This window comes from Pseudoalteromonas sp. S8-8, assembly GCF_000497875.1.
In the GTDB taxonomy this organism is placed as follows: Bacteria; Pseudomonadota; Gammaproteobacteria; order Enterobacterales; family Alteromonadaceae; genus Pseudoalteromonas; species Pseudoalteromonas arctica.
This window is the reverse complement of sequence record NZ_AUTR01000051.1, coordinates 66,732-88,614: the sequence shown is the minus strand read 5'-3', so window position 1 is coordinate 88,614 and position 21,883 is coordinate 66,732. Positions and strand designations below refer to the sequence as shown.

The following is a 21,883-nucleotide window of genomic DNA, read 5'->3' as shown; positions in this document are numbered from 1 at the left end:
GGCCTGTCACGCCGGGGGTCGCGGGTTCGAGTCCCGTCCACTCCGCCACTTGTTATTTCCTCAATAACAAGTTTATAAAATCCTTGATTAAATAATTTAGTAAAACATTCTTTGGCTATCAGCTAAAAACTCGACTTTTTAATATTACCTTACTAATATTTCTCTTATTCCTAAATATTCATCTTCTTCTATCTCCATGAATAGTTAAACACTTAGCACTGAATACCGCTCCAGTCTTAAATTGCCCCATGGTGTCACACATGACGTAATTAGCTCTTATCGGGTATAACGGCTAGTTAAAGTATTTACTCGTGCCAGAAGCTATTTCAGCGATTTTAACAACCTTAATTTTTTCATGGGTGGTATGCAGTGTGAGCTACAGTACCACTCCAATCATTATACCAATCCGCAATAATACTTAATCATTTTGCGGGGCTAAACGTGTCGCTACCTGTGTTAAAAAATTCTCATTTACGACTGCATGGATGCAGAAGGTAGAGCAATGCAGGAGCAATTGCCGAGAAAAACTAAATAGCGAATTTTTTGCCTAGCTATCAACACGTTTCTCCATCCTCAAAATAGATCACTTAATTAAGCGAATTGGTATTAGTTGTTTCTCATAACAGAATTCTTATAATGAATAGTCAGTTTAGAGGGATATTTTATGATTGAAGTCATAAGCTTAAATAAGCAATTTTCAGGCAATGTTGTTTTCAAGGATTACAACAAAGTTTTTTCAGATCAAAAGGGGTGTATTGAAGCGCCTAACGGCCAAGGAAAAACGACATTACTGATGATGCTAGCAGGACTTGAAAAGCCGCAAAGTGGTTCACTTTTATTTGCTGGTAGCCGATTGAACACTCCAACAAAAACCGTAGCAATTGCCAGTGACCGTATTGCTTTACCAGATTTTTTAACTGCAAATCAAATTATTGATTTATCTGTTAACACATTAGGTTGCGATTGGCCCCATTCGCTGGTTAACGGGTTTAACTTTAATGCATTTTTAAATACGCGATTCGAAGCACGGTCGTCGGGCAATCAAAAAAAATGCCAGCTAATTTTAGCATTAATGCGTAAATCACCTTATTTATTATTAGATGAGCCAAGTGCTGCGCTCGATCAAACCAGTATTCACACTCTTTTAAGCCAACTCGATGCTTATTTGGCTGACAAACCCAATGGGCAAATTATCATTACTTGCCATGAGCCCGCTGTGTTTATTGAGCATGGTTTTAAGTGTGTCTCGCTATGAGTATCATAAGCATAAAAAGCAAACTTAATCAGTATCTCGCGTTTATAGGTTAGCGGTATTTAGCGTACACGTTTGAGCTTAAGCAATTGCTTCAACAGCTAAAAAAATTTGGTTTGTTATTTTTAGTGGTGTTGGGATCATCCGCTCTTGGTTTTGTATTATTGCTTTTTTTAGGCTTAGGGAAAATTATAGATAGTGCAGATACGCCTTTATATGGCGCGCAAATGGCACTATTTTACTTGTTATTGCAAAGCGTGATGATAAGCGCAATGAAACTGGCGATTAAAAATAGTAACCAACGGCTGTTTCAACTTACGATGGCTCACTCTAGCTGGCTTCACCTTGCCGATATTAAATTGTTATTTATCAGCAATGGCTGGCTTATCGCTAGTTTGTTGATAGCGCTTGATCTTACCTTTGAACAGTGGTTAAAGGTGCCGCATTTTATAGTATTTATGTTTATTCAGTTAGGATTAGGCATTGTGTGTTTATACAAACCTAGCGCACTAGTTTATGGTTTTATGTTAAGCGGCCTTTTTTTATTCACTCCCATCAACATACCGCCGCTTATTTATCATATTGGTTTTTCAATCATCTTTAGCATTAGCTTGCTTATACCTAGAGTTAATATAAATGGGCGTGTTAGTGTTCGGTCACTGTTTGGTTTTTGGTTTTGCTACTTTATAAATCACAGCTGGACACTGGTATGGCGTATGTCGTTACTTTTATGTGTGTTTATGGCCTCGACTACGTTAGTCGCTGAGCGTGCTGATCTCGTTAATATACTTGATGCTGTGGCGATGGCTTTTATTGTATTATTTTGCAGCTCATTACAATTTGATTGCGCTAAAATTTATGCACAATATCGCTTTTTTTTTAATACATGCCAAAAAGCACGGACGTTTTATATTAGCCAGTTTATACCTAGTATGCTGTTGTTTTTAGCGACCTTTGTAACTTACAGCATTACGTTTGAGAGATTAAACATTATTTTGTTGAGTTTAGGTTTACCGTGGTGTTTGTTGCAGGTTAATTTTGCACAAAAAAAACCAGCGCATTATGCGCTGGTTTGGATTTTTTTACAGCTGGGGTGCTTGCTTTACTAAATTAGTTAAGCAGCATCAGCTTCTTTTTTAACGCTATTACGTGCGGCTTTGCCTGCAAGTAAGTCAGCAGGGTCAAAGTCATCAACGTTAATAACATCTAAACGAGATTGCTCAACAGCAGCTAGTTTATCAGCCTCTGCTTGGCTTAATATGCCTGCTTCAAGCCCCATTTGCGCTACTTTATCAAGCTGGAAGAATGGCAGTTTAAGACCTTTTTCTTTACATACACGGTCAAATAATGGCTCAACAGCAAGTACGTCTTTAAGCGTTTGCTCTTGACGACCTACTAGGTTAAGCGGCTCATTTGTTAAGTATACATAGCTTGCTAAACGGTTACGCGTTTCACTAGGTACTTGTAGTAGTTGCGCAAGTTTATGCTCAAGTTGGTCAGTTGGCTTACGAACCGGGCGACCAAACGGGAATAATAATACTTTTAACACGGCGCGTAGTGGAGCCGAAGGCATGTTATTAATTAAATCAGCAAGTGCACGTTGGCAATGGTAAAGGTGATCTTGGCAACTCCATTTTACTAGAGCAAAATCTTCTTTTTTACGGCCTTCATCGTTGTAACGCTTAAGCGTTGCAGACACTAAGTATAAGTAACTAAGTAAGTCACCTAAACGTGCTGAAATACGTTCTTTACGTTTTAGTGAACCACCAAATACTGCCATGCTAATGTCAGACATAAGAGCAAGTGATGCACTAAAGCGTGACGCTATACGGTAAAACTCAGCGGTTTCGTCGTTGTACGGCACACTTGTAAAACGAGCGCCGGTAAGAGCAAGCCACTTAGTACGTACAAGGTTCGACATAGTAAAACCAATGTGACCCATTAGCGCTTTATCAAATACGTTAAGCGCTTCTTCGCGGTCTTCAATTTCGCACGCACCTAGTTCGGTAAGTACAAATGGATGACAGCGAATAGCACCTTGACCATAAATAATCATATTACGGGTCAAGATGTTTGCACCTTCAACGGTAATGGCAATAGGTGCACCTTGATAGCCACGACCTAAATAGTTATTTGGCCCAAGCATGATGCCCTTACCGCCAAGTACATCCATTGCATGAATAGTTGCATCACGCATTTGCTCTGTCAGGTGGTATTTAATAATGGCAGAAACAACAGATGGCTTTTCGCCTAAATCAACAGCACCCGTAGACATACTAACCGCAGCATCAGAGCTGTAAGCGTAACCAGCTAATTTAGCTAGTGACTCTTCAACACCTTCCATTTTACCTATAGGTAAACGGAACTGACGACGAATGCGGCTATAAGCACCTGTCGCAATAGCAATCATTTTAATGCCACCGGCAGAGTTTGACGGCAATGTAATTGCACGACCAACCGATAAACATTCAACCAACATGCGCCAGCCTTGACCAGCCATATCTGGACCACCAATAATATAATCAAGTGGTACGAAAATGTCTTTACCGCGAGTAGGACCATTTTGAAATGGTACGTTAAGCGGGAAATGTCGACGACCAATTTCAACTCCAGGAGTATCCGTTGGAATAAGTGCACAGGTGATGCCTGGCTCTTTATTGTCGCCAATTAGGCCGTCTGGATCTTGTAATTTAAACGCAAGTCCAAGTACGGTAGCCACTGGGGCAAGTGTAATGTAACGCTTATTCCACGTTAAACTAACACCCACAACCTCTTCACCATTCCATTGCCCTTTACATACCACACCGTAGTCTGGAATTGAGCTTGCATCAGAACCCGCTTCTGGCGAAGTTAACGCAAAACATGGAATTTCTTGACCGCTCGCTAGGCGCGGTAAGTAATGATCTTTTTGCTCTTTTGTACCATAGTGTTGTAATAATTCACCTGGGCCTAAAGAGTTCGGTACACCAACAATTGACGAAAGTAATGTTGATTTACTTGTTAGTTTTTGAAGTACACAAGACTGTGCAAATGCAGAAAACTCTAAACCGCCGTATTCTTTTTTGATGATCATGGCAAAGAATTTATTATCTTTTAGATATTGCCATACATCTTGAGGAAGGTCGGTTAGTTCGTGCGTTGCTTCCCAATCATCCAACATGCTACATACTACTTCAACAGGGCCATCAACAAAGGCTTGCTCTTCAATAGTAAGTTTAGGAACTGGGTATTGGTGAAGTTTTTTCCAATCTGGGTTACCGCAAAATAAGTCAGCTTCCCACCACGTCGTACCGGCATCAATAGCTGATTTTTCAGTATCAGACATGCTTGGCGTTACTTTTTTAAACGTAGCAAAAATAGGCTTGATGATATATTGCTGACGAAGGCCAGTAACAGAAAGAGGAACCGCGATGATCAAAAAGATCAACCAGCTAATTAAACCAAAAGCACCTGCAAAGGTACCAATTAATAAAGTTATAGCCGAAACACCAAGTGCTGTGTTCCAACTTGCTCTGTGGTAAACCGCAGTGCAAAGCAACGCGATTAGAACCAGTGTAAATATGAGTGTCATTTTTATTCCTTAATAGAGGTCAGACCACCTCACTTAGAGTAGCGCTAGTAACAGTAATTTTCAAGTACATAACGATGTTAAATTGTAGTAGAAAGTAACTTAAATACGATATTTAATTACCCGACAGAGGAACGCACAATAACTATCGTATAGTCAAAGCATTAACCGTAAGTAGTGTTAACGTAAAAATAAATAAATCTAATAGCAAAATGACACTTTTTAAGTAAGTATAGCCGTTAAAGCGGGCTGCAAATTAGTGTACGCTTAATACACAAATATAACGCTATTTATTTTAATGTATGGTTTTTAAGGGTTATTTTATTAATGTGTGAATTACTTGGCATGTCCGTTTTCTAAGCTTCATGCTGTATCAACCCGTAGCAAAGCCCCGCCAGTTGGCAAAATACAACGGCTAAAGCTGTTTATTCTGTCTCATTCTGTTATTGTTATCTTAAGCTAAACTGATACCAAAACTGTGACCCGTGTTGTGGTCACAGTTTTAAACGAGCAAAGATGAACTTTACAGACAAATCAATAAAAGCACTTAAAGCAAAAGAAAAGCGCTATGTATTAACCGAGTCGGGTAATTATGGCGAGGGGCGCTTGCAAATAAGAGTTAGTGAATCGGGCGCTAAAACGTTTCGCGTTCAATATCATATAAACGGCAAGCGTAAAGTGATAGGCCTTGGCAACTACCCAATTGTTGACCTAAAAACGGCGCGCAGTAAGCATGCAAAAATATCAGCATTGCTAAGCGACGATACCGACCCCCAAGAGCACCGCTTACAAAACCAAAAAGCCAAGTTTGAATCAGCAGCTAAAAAAACAATGCATCAAATGCTTGATGATTTTAACGTATACATAAGCACTCGCTGGGCAGCATCAACAATCGACCGCACCGAAAAGCTAATAAAGCGAAACCTCACCCCGTTTATAGCGCCCGATTTAATGCCCGACGAGTTCACAATAGATATGGCCCGCGACATTATTTACCGTGTTTACAATCGCGGCGCTAAAGAGCAAGCGCGACTGGTTCGCAGCGTACTAATGAGCATATTAAAATACGCAATCGATTTCGATAACTCGCCAGAGCAATATAAAAAGCCCAGCCTTTACGACATTAAAGCCAACTTCATAAGAGACATTAATTTTGAAACGCCAAAAAACACCGGCGACCGCTGGCTAAGCGAAGACGAAATAAAAAAAGTATGGCACGCAGAAGACCTACCTTATTACACCCAGCAATACATAAAGCTGGCATTATGCCTTGGCGGCCAGCGCATAAACGAAGTTTACGCATCCCGCGCCAGCGAATACGACATTAAAAATAAAACATTTACCATTCCCGCATCACGCATAAAAATAAAGCAGCGGGGCGATCACATAGTGCCGCTGTCTAATTTAGCCATACCCATTATTCAAGAACTCATGCAACAACAGGGTAGCGCTGGGCAAATGTTTCCACATCGCGACAACCCAACAGCCACCGCGCATGTATCAACAATACGTATGGCAATATTGCGTTGGTGTGAAAAGCACAGCGTAAAGCCATTTAACCCCCGCGACCTGCGCCGCACATGTAAAACACTCATGGGCAAAGCAGGCATAAATAAAACCAACCGCGACATACTGCAGCAGCACCACAAATTTGACGTATCAAGCGTGCACTACGACCGCTACGACTACATGACCGAAAAGCGAGAAAGCATAGAAGTGTGGGAGGGGTTTATTAAAAAAGCGACTGAATAGCGTCGGCTTGTTTTAATATTAACGCTGTCTTAATATGTGGGCTTTGCAACATTATGGAAAATATAAGGATAAGGCATGATATTAAAAGTACTAGGTTGGTTTTTTGGAGTGAGCTTTTTAATTAGCGGCATAAGTAGCTTGTTTACTGGCGATGTAATTACCGGGTTAATTTTATTGCTGGCTACAGCTATATGCTTGCCGCCATTGCTAATCAAAATAAACGCAGCCACAAAAGGCAAGGTGGAGCTTACCCAAGGCAAGGCGGTAATAGCGGGTATTGTGTTGTTATTTATTGCGGTGGCATTTGCTGCGCCGCCCCCGCCACTTACGCCAGAGCAAAAGGCGGCCAAGGCTGAGCAGGCAAAAACTGAAAAAATAAAACAAGCTCAGCAAGCAAGAATTAAAAAAGAAATGGACGACCGCAAGCTAGCAAAGGAGCGCGCTGCAAATAAGGTTAAAACCATTAACTATACAGTAATAGGTGAGCGCGATTTTAGCTTTAATGGCCGAGATAGGTTGGGAGTATTTGTATATGCCCCAGAAGCAAAAACAAAATTGGAGCGCGCAGCAGTAGTAAAGCAAGCGGCAATTGACCTGCAAAAAAGAACAAAAGCAGACTTTACGGATGCAACACTTGAGGTTGCTAGCTTTAGCTATCAACAAGGTAACGTATTAGCAATGGCAGACTATGCACCAGACGGCTGTGGAGCTAGTGGTAAAGACTGTACAGGAGAAAAGTTTAAAATAGAGGTTTCAGATGCGCAAGTTCCAGCCTTACAAATAGATGTGCTTAGGGAGTGGGAAAAGTTAAAGGGGCAATACCGAGGCAGTAAAGGGTACTTGGACCTAGAGGATGAGGCTAAAATGACAGCTGTTATTGCTAAAAAACTTGGCATAGCAATTGGCGATACTAAAACGCCTTACACAGGAATGTTAATAAATATTAGCGAAGACGAGCTAAAAGGCATAAATAAAATTAATGCTGTGATGATTAAAAGCACAGCACTGGAAGAGCCAGAAAGAAACAACCCTAGCTGGTATGAGCCAGGCAATTCAGGCTTGATTGATAAAAGAGCGGCTGAATGGCATAAAGCAACTTACAAGCAACAAGTATCGGTTTGCGCTGACTATGTAGCGCACTTAAAGCAAACAGGCAGGCTTAACGCGGCAATAGCGGCCAGCATCAACACCAAAGAAGATGTAAAGCAGTTTGCAGTTGCGCTTGCAGAGGGTATGAATATAGGGCTAAAAGACAGCCCACAAAAAACAGGGGAAAACCCACTAGTTAGCGAGGCCATGGCTGTAGCAGTAGTCGCATCTGGATGGGCTAAATAACACATAGCAATTAAAAACAGCCCGCACTTAGCGGGCTTTTTTGTGCCTGTAATTTAGTAAACTAAAGCGACTTGCCCGTAAATATTACTTTTCCAACTAAGGTGCAATTGCCGTTTATTGCTATTAGTTGCTCAGGCCAGTTAGGGTTAGCGGCTTTTAAAAACTTTTGGCCGTTTTCAATTATTAGCTGCTTAAACGTGGCGTGGTTGTCATCGTCTAGGCGCGCAACTACGTACGAACCATGTATGCACTCAGCTTCAGGGTCTACAAATATTAAATCGCCCTCATAAAACTTAGGTTCCATGCTTACGCCTTGCACCCGCAGGGCAAACGTTTTGTTGCTGGAATTAACCGGACACATAAAGCGTTCAGCATCGAATTCGCGTATCTCGTTTATTTCACTCCATGCCCCAGCTTGCACCCAGCTAATAAGCGGCACAGTCGATTTAATATCAGGCCCTGGCGAAACGTTGTTATTGATGTTTTTTTCACTACTGTGAGTGTCACCAATTCCAAACAGCAAATATTCTGGAGTGCAATTTAGAGCTTCCGCAAGTGCATCTATTTTGCGAGGGCGCTTTGTTTCTCCAGATTCAATATTATGAATAGAGTTTTGTGCAAAACCTGCTATTAGGCCTAATTGCGCTTGTGTCATCCCTAACTGAATACGTCTTTTTTCTACTCTTTTACCTAAATCCATTTGTAAATCCCTAGCATTAAAATCGCTTAAAGTGATAAAAATTGATTATCTGCTTTTTATTTTATTTTGTCTAATCAGTTAAATCGATATTGACATCGGTTAAACTGATGTCTATTATCGGTTTACTTGATAAATAGAGCTTGGAGGAAATATGAGCGCCGTAGAAAGAGCGATAGAAATAATTGGTGGTCAGACAAAAGCCGCCAAGTTATTAAACACAAAGCAAAACATTATCTGGTACTGGCTTAACCGCCATGCCCAAGCCCCAGCGAAATACATTACCCGTATTTCAGAACTAACAAACGGCCAAGTAACGGTAGCAGAGTTACTAGCCGACCACGTTAAAACCGACAAGGAAGATGCAGCATGAGCACTGAAATTGAAGTAGACCCAATTGATGTAATGGATATTAGCGTTAGAGAAGAAGCATTGCGCGAAGACGAGCGTTTTACTGCGTCAGAAAAAGTATGTATGGCCGCGCTTGATTACCACAGAGCCCTAATTAGCACCTACTTTGCTGCGTGTCATGGTGGTGTAGACGGATTTAAACAGCAGTTACTTGGTTTTATAGGTGGGCGGTTAGCATCTGATATGCCAAGCGTGCTTAGTAAAAAAACTAATGGCGAGTTAACAACAGTAGATAAGGCAGCACTAGCAGCGACAGAATATAAAGCGCAGTTAAACGTTGATATTGCTGCCGCAGAAACTGCGCTTTATAGCCTACTTACGTTAGCCGTTCGTTGGATGGAAGATGACTTTGACCCGTTCGAGTCACGTTTTAAGGATGATTTTTAATGGCTTTTTCTAAGGTGGTTTCACCCCAGCTTGTTGAGCGGTCAATTTTAACACGCCGTCCATCGTTAATGCGTTGCGCTATGTCGGCTAGCTTTTTGGCGTGTTTTTCAGGCCAGTTGTTTTCGATAGCCAGTAAAAGTACTTCATCTTCACTTAAGGCAATGCCTTTTTTGTGGAGCGCTTTAAATAAGCATTTTGCTTTTGAGTCGTCAACTGGATGGGTGAGCCCATTTGCAGGTGTAAGACTGCCTGAAAGCGCTTTTATGCAGTCGCTCAAGATTGGGTTTGACATGAGTTTTTCCTCTTTGTTTTGGTTTGTGAATATTTCGCACTTGCAACATACCAAAACAGAGAGGGATTTTATAGAAATACAAAAGGAAGATGCAGCATGAGCCAGTTAATCGCAGCAGATCATTACCGCCGCAATGTACGTGGTGAGGTGGTAACAATTAACGACCGCTATTTACGCCCTGCAGACGTGGCGCAAAAGTGCGGCATGCACCGCACATCGTTATACCGGTTGATGGATAAAGGGCAGTTTCCTAAAACACATAAAATATCGAGCGGCCGTGTTGTATGGCTTGAAGCAGATATTGAAGAGTTTATGCGTTTAGGCAGCGAGAAGTTTCAGGAAATTTACGGCAACAAACAAGTAAACAACTAGGAGCAGGGAAAATGGAGGTTTTTGATTTAGATGGCACGCTTAGAAGCATTAGAGGGAGCGGCAGACTTGCCCCAAAAGGCGCTTTAAAACTTAAAAATAGAGCGTGGCATAAGTGGCAAAGGTTTGTTAACGCGAATGGCACATTGATAGCGTCAAATGCAGAGATTTTTAAAAACAGCAAGTCACCTGTGATTGTGACCAGCTCCCAATTTGGAACACAAGCATGGTGCGATAAACACGGCCTTAAGCCTAATGCAATTATAGAAAGGGCTGCAAAAGACGAAACGCCACCATTTGAATACAAGAAGAAATTTATAGATAGCCATCTGCCGCAAATTACGCTTTGGGTTGATGACTGCCCGAAGGTGTGCGAGTACGCAATTAGCAAGCGTATTGAAACAATTTTAGTTAATTAGGAGCAGGGCAATGAGCACATACCAAGTATTTAGCAGAGAAACGTTAAGCAGCTTTAAAACATTAGCAGAGCAATGCCGCTATTTATTGAGCTGCAAAATTACTACCCGCAAAGCGGTGTTTGGTTTTGACCCAGTGTTTCAAGCGCGTGTTGGTGATTTTGATTTGCCAGTTTATTGCAATGGCGACGAGTACCAAACAATACAAAAAGCAGTTTACTGGTTAAAAACACAAGCAACTAATTACCTAAATGCAGCAACACGCAGTCAGCAAGGAGTTAATTAACATGGCAAACACAGCTATTAACTACCCAAGCCAAGCGCCACTAAAAGCAGTAACTGGCCGCCACATACCAAAAGGCTTAGCCGAAATAAAAGCATTAATGAGCGATAGAACGCGCACACCTGGTTATTTATTCAATGCCGTTTTAACTGATCAACAACGAAAATTAGTGTGTATTGCTGCGGGGCTTAAACAACGCCATATAGAAATGAGCTTTTATCAATTTAATTTGCAAGAGCGTGATGCAGTACGTAAAGGCATTTTAGCACTGCAAGACATTGTTGCCGCTTTTACCGACGCAAACGTACTTGGCCGCGAAAACTTTGAAAGAACTCCGCCTAAGTTTGATGTTGTTCCGCATTTAGTTGAACAGTCAAAAACTGATTCACAAACACACTAAGGATTAGCTATGACTCCCGACCAGCTAATAAACCAAGACAGTGGCAATGTTGAGTACTACACACCAGAAGTGGTGCTGAAGTATGTACACCAAATGTTCCCAGTTATTGATTTAGATCCTGCAAGTAATGCCATTGCCAATAAGTCAGTAAAGGCGGCGTATTACTTCACTAAAGAAGATGATGCATTAACACAAAATTGGATAGGCGAAACGGTTTGGTTAAATCACCCATTTAATAAAGGTGAATTGGCCTGCAAATCAAAATGCGTAAAAAAAACATGTAACGACCCGAGCTACCACAAATATCGCGGCCACTGCATTACCGAAGATATAGCCAGTAATGGCGATTGGGTTGACTACTACTTAGAGCAATTTGAGCTAGGTAACTTTAAAGAAGCAATGAACATCACTTTTGTTAATAGCTCAGAAGCATGGTGCCAAAAGTTATTAAACGCAGGTTTAAGCTGCTTTATTGATGGCCGAACACACTTTAACGATGCGCAAGGCAACGTAAAAAAGGGCGCACCAAAAGGCTGTTTTATTACTTACCTTGGCGATAGAGCAGACGAGTTCCGCGCCATATTCTCAGCGCTTGGAGCAGTGAAGTAATGAAACTACATCCAAAAGCAAAAGCCGCACTTAGCTATTACAACGCACACAGAAAAGAGCGCGATATAGCAAAGTGTGATTTTCAAAAAGCGGTAAATGCATTATGCGACTTAAAAAAGTACGCGCCAAAAATTGCAAAGCGCATAAATGCGCTTGGTCGTTATAGCTCAAATAGCTGGTACGCATATTCAATGACTGAGTTTGATATTCAGCTTGATAACGATGTAAGGCTTTTAGATGCATACCACAACATCGACCCAGTAAGCCCTGACGAGCCAGACCTAACCGAATTTTTAAACGACATTCCATTTTAACCCCCAAGGACACTAAAAAATGAACGCTATCAAAGACCAAGCTATGCCTAAAAATAAGCAATTACTACTTAGCATTGTTTTACACGCTATTGAGCAAGTTAATTTTGCAATTAGAAATTTAAACAAACGCAGCACTATTGGCATGTTAATGCAGTGCGAAGACACGCTAACCGACTTGCTACCTATCATAAAAATGATTGCAGACGACGACGTTAATTTTGAAGGCGTTTACAGCCAAATGAGCATTGCATTAAATGCTGTGCAAATTGGTGGTGAGCCAATGGAAGTAGAGCTGTAACAATGAGCATGTGGCCCGTTGTAAGCTTTGATGTTGTAACAGCGGTTTTAACTATGGTTAAAGCCGTTGACGACATTGAACACAGAGATTTTTTAATAAGCGGCCTTGGCCGTTTTACTGCGTACAGTCAATATAAAATGGCTAAGCAATACCTTGCCAAAATTACCCCACCAAGCAACGCCTGGTATAAAGACGAGCCTATAAACCCAAGTGAGCAAGCCCACATTTGGCTTTATAATGCGCTTAAAAATGCAGAGCACCGCATTGATGTAACCAACTTAAAAATAAGTGCACCCGCAAAAGCCGCGCTTAAAAAAGTACATAACAACAATATTCATAATTACATTGTAAAAGACATTGTAGAAAGCAAACGTGCACCCAGCATACAGGCTAGCTTTGTACGCCAAACTGCTAAAAACATGGAGTTTGCACAAAAGCAGCGCGACGCAAAAAAGCCCCAACCTGTAGCCGCAAAGAATTTACAGCAGGCGGATGGCGATCAGGTCACTAAGTCGGCTATGTCGGTTATTGCGGCTATTGATGATGCAGAGCAAGTTGCTTATGTTTATAAGTGCCTAGCTGGCGTGCCTAAGCCGTTACAAATGCGTGTTGCTAAACGTTATATTGATAAATACACCCACATTAAAAACACGGGTAAAGCCAAAGGCGAAACGCAAGAGCAGTACAACGAAAGGCTAATAATTGCGAGCCGTAAAAACTACGACTTTAGCGATAAAAAAACAGCGAATAAAAAGCAAGTAATTACAGTAGCCGAAGTGCGCAAGCAAATTACTGCAAACGACTGGTTGCGTCGCACAATTACAACGCTACAACCCCGCCTAAAAATACTTGAGCAAATTGTTAGTAATATGCCATTGCCATGGCACATTTTAGCCAATGCCGACAAAACCAAAAAGCACGGCAATGTGCTGGCTATGCAAACGGCCGAAATGATAAATGATTTAGCTAAAGAGCAGCCAACATGGGATGCAACCGACATACACGAAAAAGTAAACGAGTTTGCCGCACAATTTAGCGTGCAATTACAGTTTGCCGAAAAGGGTATTTACCTAACCGTGCCGGATGCCGAAGTAGCACTTTTAAAAGCGCAGTGTCACAAATGGTGGTCGCGCAAGCTTAAAACTATTCGCAGCCGCTACCTAGAGCACCTAGAAATTGCAACGGGCGAAGTGGGCCGCGATTTATTTAACAGCACAGATAAAAAAGGCAATAAAAAAACAGAGCGCCGTGGTATTAGCGCCTATTGCTCAAAACAAGCAGTGGCCGAATACACCACCAACCAAGAGCGCGGCAAGCGTTACCTAGAAAGCCTAGAATTAGTAAACGAGCAAAGCGATGTTATATCGCTAATGAAAGCGGTTGAGGCAGGTGTTGCTAACCCCGAAAATATGCGTAACGAGCTAATGCTACGTATTCGCGAAACCGAAGAATTAGCCGACGAAATGGGTTATACGGGCGGTTTTTATAACATTACTGCGCCTAGCCGTTTTCATGCAAACTCACCTACGTGGGATGGGTCAACCCCAAAAGACGCTAGCCTATATTTAAATAAGCTGTATTCGCAAGCGCGCGCTAAATTAGACCGCCTTGAAATACCGTATTTTGGTATACGCGTAGCAGAACCGCACGCCGACGGCTGCACACACTGGCACATGCTTTTGTGGATGCCAGCGCGTCACTACGACCAAGTTAATCATTTATTGCGCCGTTATTTTACCCGCGACGACCGTGAGGTATTTTTTCAGCGCTTTAAAAACCGCAAAGCATTACGCGCACGCTACACAAAGGCGCGCCGTATTTGGGGTTTAAATAAATCTAAAAAGGTGTACACCCGTGCGCCGGTTAAAAACTACTTTCCGAGCAGCCCACGCTACACCGCTATAAAAATGCTACCTGCGCAAATTGGCAAAGATGGCAAAAAAACAGGCGGCGCAGCGGCTTATGTTGCTAAGTACGTAAGTAAGAATATTGACGGCTTTGCACTGGCAAACGAGTACGACGCAGAAACAGGCGAAAAGCTAACCCAAGCAGTTAACCCGGTTAAAGCATGGGCTAGCACATGGGGCATTAGGCAGTTTCAGTTCCAAAAGTCGCCATCTATTACTATTTGGCGCGAGCTGCGCCGAGTGCGCGAAGAAGTGCAAGGCAACGAGCAGCTAGAGCAAATACGCCAAGCGGCCGACAAGGGCGACTTTAAAACCTTTGTTGCGCTAATGGGTGGCTTTGGTATTGGCCGCGATGCGCGCTTTAAGCCCGCTTACCAGCATACCGAGTACGGCAATCAATACGCAGAATTTACTAAAACTCTAAAGGGCGTTGAAGACACCTTTGGCCTTTGCACGCTTGTTACTCGCGTTCATACCTGGTCTAAGCAAGTTATAGGCACAGCAGCAGCAGAAAACACCGCCGTTATTGGTGGGCAGGATGCCAACAACGTCAGCGTAGCTGACCTACCTTGGACTAGTGGGAATAATCGTACGCCTTTAGCTGTAGGGCATACAGACGAATTATTGCTAGACATGATCGGATTTACTTCAAAAGAGATCATTAACGTTAAAAAGGATCTGTTAGCGGGTAAACGGGTTAGAAATAACGGCCATATTTACTTAATAAAAGACGGCCATTTAGTGGTACTGGACGAATCAGCGCAGCAAAAAGAGCATCGCCAGCACGCTATTGACTATATAGCTAATACCGAAGCCCAAAAACACACTCCAAATGTAGACGAGCAAACAGCCAAACCAGAAGGCGAACTATTAAATATGTTTACTGGCGCTCAAATGAAGCAGTTAAACCAAGGCGGCAACGTTATTAAAGCTAACCGCGTGTACTACATGCAAGAGCGCGAGCTACACAGCTTTGAGCAACTAAACATGCAAGCGCCAAAATCGGCTATTAAGCCAACCCCAACAGAAAAACATTATGCATATGCTCGAGAGCTTTACGACCTAGCGCACATGTATGCAGAGCTTGACGGGCGTAACACGCCATCAAACACCCAATTTAATAAATACACTGCCGACATTATCGGCGACTTAGATTTGGCTAGATTAGTTCTAGCTGGCGAAGCCACAGCAATCAGTAGTAATGATTGGTGGGCACTAGACTTAATGGCGTAGGAGAAAATATGAATACTCACTCAGCAGCAGAAAAAATGCTTTCAACCGGGTTATTTTATACAGCGAGAACATTAGGGCATGCCTTTGGCGAGTCGCTAAAAGATGGTAACCGCAGTATTGAAAATATTAAAAAGAACTCACGGTACGAAATTATTGAAGAAAACGACCCAGTGAGCAAAATTAAAGTCGTCGCTATTGACGGCCGCAGAGTCACTATTGACCAGCTACAAAATGCCGCATTGCTATTTAAGCGCCCACGCTTATTGGTTGGGAGTGATCCCCATGCTTAAGGCCAAGCAAGACGATGCACATAAAAACAAAATTTACTGCGGCATTGAAATTTTTGCGGCGATTAAAAAAGAAATGGGTGTTTTAAGGGGCGGTGCATTTAGCTTCAAATACGTAAAATTTGTGTGCGATGAATGTTTACACCCACGACAAATGCTAACACTTGATAAAGAGCTTAAAAAATTATTAAAAGAACTAGAGGTTAAATTTCAGGAGAACGAACATGGCCACAGGTAAAATAACAGCGGGTGACGTTTTCAATAATTGGACAGTACTAAACGAAGACCGACGCAACCGAGGGGTGCAGCATTTTATGTGTAAATGCGTATGCGGCACCACTCGCGTAGTGCGCAAAGATAATTTAGGTCATGTCCAGGGCTGCGGTTGCGAGCGAAAAGAATATAAATTTCGCACCGGGCAAATAAAAACAACAGCAAAGCCAAGCACTAAAAAGGCGCGAATTGTTTCACCAAAAACAGTAAGCGCACCGGCCAAAATGCCGCACCACGAAAACCAAGAGCCGCGCCCGCAATACCAGCAGCGCAGCAAGTCAAAGCGCGAACTGCTAGAAGAGCGATTAATGCAAATGCAGTTAGAAAAAGAATTAAGCGAATTATGGTGATCAATGAAACCAAACGTTAAACGTCGCAACTGGGTGTACCACTCAGTTGTTAAACACAAATCATTAAATAAAACATTAACCAAAAAGGAAACGCACTATGCACCCACAAAATAACAAACCACTAGATAAAGGCCGTGTTGCTTGTATTGCCGAAAAATACCAGCAGGGGAACGAAACCAAAAACCGTTACGCCACTTTAGGCCGTGCTACTAAATGGCCGAGCAACAACCAAGGCGGCAGCGAAAGCGTAGAGATTGAGCTAGACACAATGCCAATTAATCAACAAGGCCCGTTAAAATTATATATTTTTTGGGAAAGCGAAAGCCAGAACGGCCAAGCAAATAATAACCAAAACCACCAAAGCCAAAACCAAGGTTACGCACCGCCGCAATATCAAGGGCAGTATGATCAGCCGCAAAATGCGCCACAGCAAAACCAGTCAACATACAACTCGCGCCGACAGTAAGTAACGCCAATAATCAAAAAGGATAAGAAAATGGAAAACCAGCACAAAAAAATTAAAGGCTATAGAGAGCTTAACCAGCAAGAAATTAATGACATGAATGATATTAAAGCGGAGGGTGAGCGCTTGAAAAATGTTATTGAGGCTATGCGTTCTCGTGGTGACACGTTAGATCAGCGGTGGATTTCTATTGCAGAAACACATTTGCAGCAAGGCATTATGGCTGCGGTTAGAGCAGTGGCTCAGCCAGAAGGCTTTTAGAAAACACCACCCAAAAAAAAGCCCGTTTAATACGGGCTTTTTAATGCGTGAAATAAAGTAAAGACTATAGCCCAACTAATTCCAATTGCTGTTCGCGAGGTAGGCTTTTAATAAGTGCGGCGGCTAATTGCTGTGTGGTTTGTACCGGAGGGTTTAAGAAGTGATCGAACGATTGGGTAATGCGAAACGTTGCCCCGCACTCGCGAGTATTAGTGCAAGAGCAATATAAATTTACTACGTGCGCACTTTGCGTTTCACGCGATGTAATCGTAGCTTTAGATTCGCAATTCGGACAAGTAACCCGCGCCATAATAAACCCCAATAGTTAATAAATCACACTGTCATTATATACAGTGGTTGAGTGCGTTACAAATAACCATTTAACTATTGCCTGAGAATCAACAAGCTAAAAAAATCACTCCTCCTCGCCTTCCGCTTTCGTGCAAAAAATGCGTTCAATTGACACCCTCAGTGACAGGCCATTTTGGGCTAGCCCTTATAACCAAAGGATCTGAATGACAATTGAAAAGGATCGTAATGACAAAAATGTGACAATGTTTGACACAAAGTGACAGCATAAAGATCAAATAGGTGGGCATTTGTTGAATATTGAAATATAATGAATTAATTATCACTTAAGCGATAAATAAATTATGAAGTATTTATATAAAGGCTCACAAAGCCAAGAGCGGTTAGATGTGCTTTTGTCGTTTGGTAAAAGTACCAGTGAAGATATAAAATCGGCGCTTAGCGATTACTTAGTTCGCGGCATTGGTAAAACAAATGCCGCGTTACTTAATGGCGTAAAAAGCCCAAATTTAACAAGAGCACTTAATCGTCTTGAGGTCACGGCGGGGAAGGTTGAAAAAGTAAAAGAGCTTGATTGGAAAAATCGCTAGTTAATCACTAGCGCTTGTTTTTTCTAGCTTGCTGTCAGCCACATTTTTGGCCGCTTGCAGTTGTGAATTGCACTGCGTTAATGCGCTGCTATATTCGATTGCTAGCCTGCTCAGGCTTTTCCACTTTACGCCCTGCAAAGTCGGGTGCGCTACCGGGGTAACAATCCAATCATCAAGCAGTAAATATTTATACCTCGTTTGAATAACAACCCGCTCTTTAGGTTCAGGGGTTAGCGTGCAACCCAATAACCCCAGCAGGCATATCAGCATTAATGCAATCTGTTTCATTTTTATTACTCGCTATATCGTTAAGTTGTTTGGTTTTGCTTTTGCTTATTTGCTCAAGCATCGATGTTTTTTGCATAAAGCTGTTTAGCCTGGCCTGAGAATTTGCAATCTCAGCTTCAAGCCGCTCGCGTTGCAACTGCTCATTATTTAACGTCGCTAACAGCTGGTCGCTGTTTTGCTCTAGCAAATCAACCTCGCTTAGTAGCGATGCATTTACTAGCGCGGCATCGTTAACGCTAACTTTTAAATGCAACGTTTGAATATAAAAAACACCCGCCACAAACAAAGCCGCCGCAATTAAAACAAAGCTAAAATTATTTTTAAGCAATTTAAACAAAGTAAGCCAACCCATTATTTGCCGCCCCTAATTAATTTAATAAAGCCCTTTGGGTCTTTGCTAAACGTTTCAATAAATTTATTGATCCCCTCCAAAATGTGCGGGGCCGCATAAGCCGTTACACCAATAACGCCCGTTTTTAAACTTTCATCAAATTGCCGCCACTCGCAAAACATAGCTGCCAAGTACGCAGCAAAAACAGCAATTAACACACTCATAAAATAATGAAAAAACGTAAATACCTTACGGCTTAAATACATTTGTATAGCCGCCGCTAAAAAGCTCAACATAAGCAACTGCCCCCACTGTTTAATAAATTCAACTATATCTATCCAGCTCATGCGTCATCCTTGGGTGTTGGGTTAAGGTCTGAATATTCAGGCTCTTTAAATTCAATATGCTGCGCGGCAGGTAAATAATTATTAATACCTAAAACGTCTTGCTGCATTGGCACAACTTCATTGTTGTAATATGCGCGGGTAATTTTATCTAAATCACCAAAACCGTTTTTGTCACCAGAAGACTGGCCGCTTAGCGCTTCTTGTGCACGGTGCATGCTTAGCATGTCGTTAAGCGTAATTTTTTTAATTCGCTCAAATTCATCTTTGGTAGATATATCGCCAACCGGCGTAATGTTTATCGCCTTTTCGGCATCGGCCTTATTACTTCTAAAATTAAAAAACAAACTTCTAAAGTTACCCACACCTTTGCTATCGCGTATTGCATCTTTTAATGCCGTTTCGTCTTCAGCGCTTAAATTAGGATCAGCCATTGAAAATATAAAGCCCATATGCGCACCGTTCTTGTAATACCGGCGCCTAAACAAAGTCGCATCTTCATTTAATAATGCCGACTGAATGCCACCGTAATATTGCGGTATACCGTAAATGCCTTGCCCCGGGTCGTACTCTTTTACATGTATAATTTCGCCCGCATTAAAATAAATAGGCTCATGACTGCGGTTGCTTAATTGCGCATACACACCGCGCGTACTCGTATAGCGCATAGTCAGTGCAGGCAGGTGGCGCAGTTTAATAATTTGCCCAAACGAATTTTTAATAATTTGCAAATAAGCGTTGCCGCTCCACAGCAAATCAAAGCCAAACTTACTTAAAGATTGATGACTTAAAAGCGGGTTAGGCTTATACCATTTTAAAATCATGTTGCGCTTAAAATACAAAATGGGGCCGTGCTGGGCATTAACGCGCAGCAGTTTAATTAAACCCTGCAAACTAATGGGCGGCGCATAAATGCCGTTGCTGTCACTAAATACACCAACGTAATCTGTTAGCCTGTTATCTAAGCACGGCTCGGGGTCGCCAAAACTAAACGCATCAGTCACCGCAGTTCGTTGGTTGTAATTAGGCGCTTGGCCGTTGCTTACTTGTAATCGTGGTTTCATTAAGCTGCAATTCCTACAGATGTTTGGCGGCTATGGGCGTTGCCGTCGAGTGGTTCGAATAATAAGCCATGCATAATTGCCCACGCAATATCGGCATGGCCCGTAGTGGCCGTGCGGTTAGTAGCATATGTAATTTGGTCGCCAACAACTTTACGGCGAATATTAATAAACGAGCTAGCAATGTTTACCGCGTCCTGGTCAAACTCAAGGCGTCGGTTTTGAATAACGTTAATTGCTTTAATAACCATACGGTTTTTAATAATAGGGTTGTAATGTATTGGCTCAGCGTTAGGGTAAAACTTAGTAATAAGCTCCCACACGCCGTAACCAATACCAGTAGTGTCAACGCCAATGTGCACAACGTTGTATTTTTCGGTAAGTAGTTTTATTTCGCTTGCCATCGCTTCAAAATCATTACCGCTTAAATCAATTGCTTCAAGCAGCAAAAACTTTTCGCCAGGCTTCATTGGCGCACTTAAAATAGCTACGCTCGCTTTGTCGCCAAACCGCGCAGGGTCAAAACCAATAACCACCGGCTTTAACCCGTAAGGGCGTTCGTAATCTAAATCAAAGTCAGGCCACTTGGTCGAATCGCCCACGCAGTTCATAAGCTGTTTAAGGTTAAACGCACTGTGCGCATCATCAATAAACTTGCACATAAACAAGTTATTAAACTCATCTACACTGTACTCGTTTTCAAGCTTGCCAATGTCAATGCGGTCAAACCCGCTGGTAACCACATCGTACACAGTAAGCATTTGTCGCCAAATGCCATCATCGCAAAGCCTGCCATTTTTTAAACTTTTATGGCTAACATCAATCGCAAACTCAGGGTCGTTACATGCTTTTGTTTTGCGGTACCACTTTCCGTTCCAGTGATCATACGCTTCATGGCTCGTAACGCTCGGCGTACTAAAATAGGTTATTCGTAAATGCTTATGCGTTGCCATAGCCTGCGCCAAGCCGCGCAAGCTCTTATATTTAGGAATCCAAAAAACTTCATCTATATATAAGTCGCCGCTTTCCGACTGAGCAGTACGCGCATTAGTGCTTTTAAAAATAAGCTTAACAGTTTTGCCGCCAGCCAAATTAAGCACCATTGGCGAACCGGTCAGCTCAACATTAAAATGCTCACGCACCAGCGCCACAATATTGGCTTTAAATACCTCAGCCTGATCACGGCTCGCCGATATAAATATTTTATTACGGCCATTAATAACAGCATCAACAAACGCTTCAAACGCAAAGTAAAAAGTAGCCCCAATTTGTCGGGGCTTTAAAATAAAGCGGGTGCGGTGATCTTGGTTTTCAAACCAATGTTTTTGGTGGGGATAAAGAAGTTTGTCTTTAAGCTCGTCAAGCATTTCAAGCGTAATGCCAGAGCAATCATTTTTCTTTTTCTTCTTCGACTTTTTGCCACTGCCGCCACTATTTCCAGCAATAGCATCGTCATTGTTAGCGCGCTGTTTAGGGGCAGGCGCAAGCTTGCTTTTATTAAGCGCACACAGCTGGCGCGTGCAAAAATCTAGCTCTTTATATTCAGCATCGGTTTTATTGTCTTTGTCGGCTAACAGATTAATGCGGCGGCTATACGCCATTTCGGCATTATATGTTGGGCACATGTCTGCCCAGTTCTCAGCCTCAGACCAACGCCTAACACTGCGCGCACTTGGCATGCCTGCTAAATCGGCTATTTCCTCGTAGGTATAGCCCTCAACAACATACAAATCCTGTGCTTTTTTGCGTACGTCTGGTCCGTAGTTAGCCTTCATATTGCGCCACATTAATTAATCCATGGCG

General features: G+C 42.2%; 29 protein-coding genes. 20 read left to right on the top strand and 9 right to left on the bottom strand.

Features of this window, described 5'->3' with window-relative positions:
* The first annotated feature begins 664 nt into the window (after positions 1-664).
* Both L659_RS0117325 and L659_RS01000000123070 read left to right on the top strand, forming a co-directional pair.
* Positions 665-1,255: an ATP-binding cassette domain-containing protein gene (locus L659_RS0117325; RefSeq protein ID WP_024591359.1), complete on the top strand. Its 591-nt coding sequence runs from the start codon at positions 665-667 to the stop codon at positions 1,253-1,255.
* Positions 1,256-1,341: 86 nt separating this feature from the next.
* Positions 1,342-2,361: a DUF6136 family protein gene (locus L659_RS01000000123070; protein ID WP_231388452.1), complete on the top strand. Its 1,020-nt coding sequence runs from the start codon at positions 1,342-1,344 to the stop codon at positions 2,359-2,361.
* A gap of 5 nt (positions 2,362-2,366) precedes the next feature.
* On the opposite strand, the gene fadE is transcribed toward L659_RS01000000123070, so the two are convergent.
* On the bottom strand, positions 2,367-4,823 hold the full coding sequence (gene fadE, locus L659_RS0117315; RefSeq protein ID WP_007586946.1) for an acyl-CoA dehydrogenase FadE: 2,457 nt from the start codon (positions 4,821-4,823) through the stop codon (positions 2,367-2,369).
* 513 nt (positions 4,824-5,336) lie between these two features.
* Here fadE and L659_RS0117310 point away from each other — a divergent pair.
* Both L659_RS0117310 and L659_RS1000000123275 read left to right on the top strand, forming a co-directional pair.
* Positions 5,337-6,572, top strand: coding sequence for a tyrosine-type recombinase/integrase (locus tag L659_RS0117310; protein WP_024591358.1), 1,236 nt, complete (start codon positions 5,337-5,339; stop codon positions 6,570-6,572).
* Between the two features lie 75 nt (positions 6,573-6,647).
* Positions 6,648-7,907 carry a DUF4875 domain-containing protein gene (locus L659_RS1000000123275; protein WP_024591357.1) on the top strand — a complete coding sequence of 420 codons (1,260 nt, stop codon included), beginning with the start codon at positions 6,648-6,650 and terminating at the stop codon, positions 7,905-7,907.
* Positions 7,908-7,968: 61 nt separating this feature from the next.
* Here L659_RS1000000123275 and L659_RS1000000123530 read toward each other — a convergent pair whose 3' ends face one another.
* Positions 7,969-8,607: a LexA family protein gene (locus L659_RS1000000123530; protein ID WP_024591356.1), complete on the bottom strand. Its 639-nt coding sequence runs from the start codon at positions 8,605-8,607 to the stop codon at positions 7,969-7,971.
* Between the two features lie 151 nt (positions 8,608-8,758).
* On the opposite strand from L659_RS1000000123530, the gene L659_RS0117295 reads away from it, so the two are divergent.
* Both L659_RS0117295 and L659_RS0117290 read left to right on the top strand, forming a co-directional pair.
* Complete coding sequence (locus L659_RS0117295; protein ID WP_024591355.1) at positions 8,759-8,977, top strand: YdaS family helix-turn-helix protein; 219 nt, start codon at positions 8,759-8,761, stop codon at positions 8,975-8,977.
* Entirely contained in the window at positions 8,974-9,402 is a 429-nt protein-coding gene (locus tag L659_RS0117290; RefSeq protein ID WP_024591354.1) for a hypothetical protein, read from the top strand. The genes L659_RS0117295 and L659_RS0117290 overlap by 4 nt, the downstream gene beginning before the upstream one ends.
* Here L659_RS0117290 and L659_RS0117285 read toward each other — a convergent pair.
* The gene (locus L659_RS0117285; RefSeq protein WP_024591353.1) at positions 9,386-9,694 is read right to left on the bottom strand and encodes a DUF1889 family protein; all 309 of its coding nucleotides are present in this window, start codon (positions 9,692-9,694) and stop codon (positions 9,386-9,388) included. The genes L659_RS0117290 and L659_RS0117285 overlap by 17 nt on opposite strands.
* A gap of 96 nt (positions 9,695-9,790) precedes the next feature.
* Between L659_RS0117285 and L659_RS0117275 the strand changes: the two genes are divergently transcribed.
* The 13 genes from L659_RS0117275 to L659_RS0117215 all read left to right on the top strand — a co-directional run bounded on the left by L659_RS0117275 (position 9,791) and on the right by L659_RS0117215 (position 17,157).
* Entirely contained in the window at positions 9,791-10,066 is a 276-nt protein-coding gene (locus L659_RS0117275) for a helix-turn-helix transcriptional regulator (RefSeq protein WP_002960068.1), read from the top strand.
* A gap of 11 nt (positions 10,067-10,077) precedes the next feature.
* On the top strand, positions 10,078-10,482 hold the full coding sequence (locus tag L659_RS0117270) for a hypothetical protein (RefSeq protein WP_024591352.1): 405 nt from the start codon (positions 10,078-10,080) through the stop codon (positions 10,480-10,482).
* A 10-nt stretch (positions 10,483-10,492) separates the two neighbouring features.
* A complete protein-coding gene (locus tag L659_RS0117265; protein ID WP_002960066.1) occupies positions 10,493-10,765 on the top strand; it encodes a hypothetical protein in 273 nt (90 codons plus the stop codon).
* Position 10,766: 1 nt separating this feature from the next.
* Positions 10,767-11,162: a hypothetical protein gene (locus tag L659_RS0117260; RefSeq protein ID WP_024591351.1), complete on the top strand. Its 396-nt coding sequence runs from the start codon at positions 10,767-10,769 to the stop codon at positions 11,160-11,162.
* 9 nt (positions 11,163-11,171) lie between these two features.
* Positions 11,172-11,771, top strand: a complete 600-nt coding sequence (locus tag L659_RS0117255) for a DNA N-6-adenine-methyltransferase (RefSeq protein WP_024591350.1) — start codon at positions 11,172-11,174, stop codon at positions 11,769-11,771.
* Positions 11,771-12,085, top strand: coding sequence for a hypothetical protein (locus L659_RS0117250; protein WP_024591349.1), 315 nt, complete (start codon positions 11,771-11,773; stop codon positions 12,083-12,085). The genes L659_RS0117255 and L659_RS0117250 overlap by 1 nt, the downstream gene beginning before the upstream one ends.
* Before the next feature lie 19 nt (positions 12,086-12,104).
* Positions 12,105-12,383, top strand: coding sequence for a hypothetical protein (locus tag L659_RS0117245; protein WP_024591348.1), 279 nt, complete (start codon positions 12,105-12,107; stop codon positions 12,381-12,383).
* A 2-nt stretch (positions 12,384-12,385) separates the two neighbouring features.
* Complete coding sequence (locus L659_RS0117240; RefSeq protein WP_024591347.1) at positions 12,386-15,523, top strand: replication endonuclease; 3,138 nt, start codon at positions 12,386-12,388, stop codon at positions 15,521-15,523.
* Between the two features lie 8 nt (positions 15,524-15,531).
* A complete protein-coding gene (locus L659_RS0117235; protein WP_024591346.1) occupies positions 15,532-15,813 on the top strand; it encodes a hypothetical protein in 282 nt (93 codons plus the stop codon).
* Complete coding sequence (locus L659_RS0117230) at positions 15,806-16,048, top strand: hypothetical protein (protein ID WP_024591345.1); 243 nt, start codon at positions 15,806-15,808, stop codon at positions 16,046-16,048. The genes L659_RS0117235 and L659_RS0117230 overlap by 8 nt, the downstream gene beginning before the upstream one ends.
* A complete protein-coding gene (locus tag L659_RS0117225; protein ID WP_024591344.1) occupies positions 16,035-16,433 on the top strand; it encodes a hypothetical protein in 399 nt (132 codons plus the stop codon). The genes L659_RS0117230 and L659_RS0117225 overlap by 14 nt, the downstream gene beginning before the upstream one ends.
* A 97-nt stretch (positions 16,434-16,530) precedes the next feature.
* The gene (locus L659_RS0117220) at positions 16,531-16,899 is read left to right on the top strand and encodes a hypothetical protein (RefSeq protein WP_024591343.1); all 369 of its coding nucleotides are present in this window, start codon (positions 16,531-16,533) and stop codon (positions 16,897-16,899) included.
* A gap of 30 nt (positions 16,900-16,929) precedes the next feature.
* The gene (locus tag L659_RS0117215; RefSeq protein ID WP_024591342.1) at positions 16,930-17,157 is read left to right on the top strand and encodes an Acb2/Tad1 domain-containing protein; all 228 of its coding nucleotides are present in this window, start codon (positions 16,930-16,932) and stop codon (positions 17,155-17,157) included.
* 64 nt (positions 17,158-17,221) lie between these two features.
* On the opposite strand, the gene L659_RS0117210 is transcribed toward L659_RS0117215, so the two are convergent.
* The gene (locus L659_RS0117210; RefSeq protein ID WP_024591341.1) at positions 17,222-17,467 is read right to left on the bottom strand and encodes an ogr/Delta-like zinc finger family protein; all 246 of its coding nucleotides are present in this window, start codon (positions 17,465-17,467) and stop codon (positions 17,222-17,224) included.
* 343 nt (positions 17,468-17,810) lie between these two features.
* On the opposite strand from L659_RS0117210, the gene L659_RS0117205 reads away from it, so the two are divergent.
* Positions 17,811-18,056 (top strand): hypothetical protein, encoded by a 246-nt coding sequence (locus L659_RS0117205; protein ID WP_024591340.1) that lies wholly within the window; start codon positions 17,811-17,813, stop codon positions 18,054-18,056.
* Here the strand turns inward: L659_RS0117205 and lysC are convergent, their stop codons facing one another.
* Genes lysC through L659_RS0117180 form a run of 5 tightly spaced genes read right to left on the bottom strand, consistent with a single transcriptional unit; the run spans position 18,057 to position 21,867 of the window.
* Complete coding sequence (gene lysC / locus L659_RS1000000124140) at positions 18,057-18,326, bottom strand: Rz1-like lysis system protein LysC (protein WP_442960115.1); 270 nt, start codon at positions 18,324-18,326, stop codon at positions 18,057-18,059. It lies immediately after the preceding gene.
* Positions 18,280-18,696, bottom strand: coding sequence for a hypothetical protein (locus L659_RS0117195; protein ID WP_024591338.1), 417 nt, complete (start codon positions 18,694-18,696; stop codon positions 18,280-18,282). The genes lysC and L659_RS0117195 overlap by 47 nt, the downstream gene beginning before the upstream one ends.
* Positions 18,696-19,022: a phage holin family protein gene (locus tag L659_RS0117190; RefSeq protein ID WP_002960036.1), complete on the bottom strand. Its 327-nt coding sequence runs from the start codon at positions 19,020-19,022 to the stop codon at positions 18,696-18,698. Before L659_RS0117190 ends, L659_RS0117195 begins: the two co-directional genes overlap by 1 nt.
* On the bottom strand, positions 19,019-20,083 hold the full coding sequence (locus tag L659_RS0117185) for a phage portal protein (protein ID WP_024591337.1): 1,065 nt from the start codon (positions 20,081-20,083) through the stop codon (positions 19,019-19,021). The genes L659_RS0117190 and L659_RS0117185 overlap by 4 nt, the downstream gene beginning before the upstream one ends.
* Positions 20,083-21,867 (bottom strand): terminase large subunit domain-containing protein, encoded by a 1,785-nt coding sequence (locus tag L659_RS0117180; protein WP_050581848.1) that lies wholly within the window; start codon positions 21,865-21,867, stop codon positions 20,083-20,085. The genes L659_RS0117185 and L659_RS0117180 overlap by 1 nt, the downstream gene beginning before the upstream one ends.
* Positions 21,868-21,883 lie beyond the last annotated feature (16 nt).

Bases quoted from the DNA above. Each gene is read 5' to 3' on its own strand.
- L659_RS0117325 (WP_024591359.1), top strand. From the start codon at position 665: ATGATTGAAGTCATAAGCTTAAATAAGCAATTTTCAGGCAATGTTGTT.
- L659_RS0117235 (WP_024591346.1), top strand. From the start codon at position 15,532: ATGAATACTCACTCAGCAGCAGAAAAAATGCTTTCAACCGGGTTATTT.
- fadE (WP_007586946.1), bottom strand. From the start codon at position 4,823: ATGACACTCATATTTACACTGGTTCTAATCGCGTTGCTTTGCACTGCG.
- L659_RS0117255 (WP_024591350.1), top strand. From the start codon at position 11,172: ATGACTCCCGACCAGCTAATAAACCAAGACAGTGGCAATGTTGAGTAC.
- L659_RS1000000123530 (WP_024591356.1), bottom strand. From the start codon at position 8,607: ATGGATTTAGGTAAAAGAGTAGAAAAAAGACGTATTCAGTTAGGGATG.
- L659_RS0117215 (WP_024591342.1), top strand. From the start codon at position 16,930: ATGGAAAACCAGCACAAAAAAATTAAAGGCTATAGAGAGCTTAACCAG.
- L659_RS0117210 (WP_024591341.1), bottom strand. From the start codon at position 17,467: ATGGCGCGGGTTACTTGTCCGAATTGCGAATCTAAAGCTACGATTACA.
- L659_RS0117265 (WP_002960066.1), top strand. From the start codon at position 10,493: ATGAGCACATACCAAGTATTTAGCAGAGAAACGTTAAGCAGCTTTAAA.
- L659_RS0117205 (WP_024591340.1), top strand. From the start codon at position 17,811: ATGAAGTATTTATATAAAGGCTCACAAAGCCAAGAGCGGTTAGATGTG.
- L659_RS0117240 (WP_024591347.1), top strand. From the start codon at position 12,386: ATGAGCATGTGGCCCGTTGTAAGCTTTGATGTTGTAACAGCGGTTTTA.
- L659_RS0117245 (WP_024591348.1), top strand. From the start codon at position 12,105: ATGAACGCTATCAAAGACCAAGCTATGCCTAAAAATAAGCAATTACTA.
- lysC (WP_442960115.1), bottom strand. From the start codon at position 18,326: ATGCTGATATGCCTGCTGGGGTTATTGGGTTGCACGCTAACCCCTGAA.
- L659_RS0117310 (WP_024591358.1), top strand. From the start codon at position 5,337: ATGAACTTTACAGACAAATCAATAAAAGCACTTAAAGCAAAAGAAAAG.
- L659_RS0117290 (WP_024591354.1), top strand. From the start codon at position 8,974: ATGAGCACTGAAATTGAAGTAGACCCAATTGATGTAATGGATATTAGC.
- L659_RS0117250 (WP_024591349.1), top strand. From the start codon at position 11,771: ATGAAACTACATCCAAAAGCAAAAGCCGCACTTAGCTATTACAACGCA.
- L659_RS0117230 (WP_024591345.1), top strand. From the start codon at position 15,806: ATGCTTAAGGCCAAGCAAGACGATGCACATAAAAACAAAATTTACTGC.
- L659_RS0117180 (WP_050581848.1), bottom strand. From the start codon at position 21,867: ATGTGGCGCAATATGAAGGCTAACTACGGACCAGACGTACGCAAAAAA.
- L659_RS0117270 (WP_024591352.1), top strand. From the start codon at position 10,078: ATGGAGGTTTTTGATTTAGATGGCACGCTTAGAAGCATTAGAGGGAGC.
- L659_RS1000000123275 (WP_024591357.1), top strand. From the start codon at position 6,648: ATGATATTAAAAGTACTAGGTTGGTTTTTTGGAGTGAGCTTTTTAATT.
- L659_RS0117195 (WP_024591338.1), bottom strand. From the start codon at position 18,696: ATGGGTTGGCTTACTTTGTTTAAATTGCTTAAAAATAATTTTAGCTTT.
- L659_RS0117285 (WP_024591353.1), bottom strand. From the start codon at position 9,694: ATGTCAAACCCAATCTTGAGCGACTGCATAAAAGCGCTTTCAGGCAGT.
- L659_RS0117295 (WP_024591355.1), top strand. From the start codon at position 8,759: ATGAGCGCCGTAGAAAGAGCGATAGAAATAATTGGTGGTCAGACAAAA.
- L659_RS0117185 (WP_024591337.1), bottom strand. From the start codon at position 20,083: ATGAAACCACGATTACAAGTAAGCAACGGCCAAGCGCCTAATTACAAC.
- L659_RS0117220 (WP_024591343.1), top strand. From the start codon at position 16,531: ATGCACCCACAAAATAACAAACCACTAGATAAAGGCCGTGTTGCTTGT.
- L659_RS0117225 (WP_024591344.1), top strand. From the start codon at position 16,035: ATGGCCACAGGTAAAATAACAGCGGGTGACGTTTTCAATAATTGGACA.
- L659_RS0117275 (WP_002960068.1), top strand. From the start codon at position 9,791: ATGAGCCAGTTAATCGCAGCAGATCATTACCGCCGCAATGTACGTGGT.
- L659_RS0117260 (WP_024591351.1), top strand. From the start codon at position 10,767: ATGGCAAACACAGCTATTAACTACCCAAGCCAAGCGCCACTAAAAGCA.
- L659_RS0117190 (WP_002960036.1), bottom strand. From the start codon at position 19,022: ATGAGCTGGATAGATATAGTTGAATTTATTAAACAGTGGGGGCAGTTG.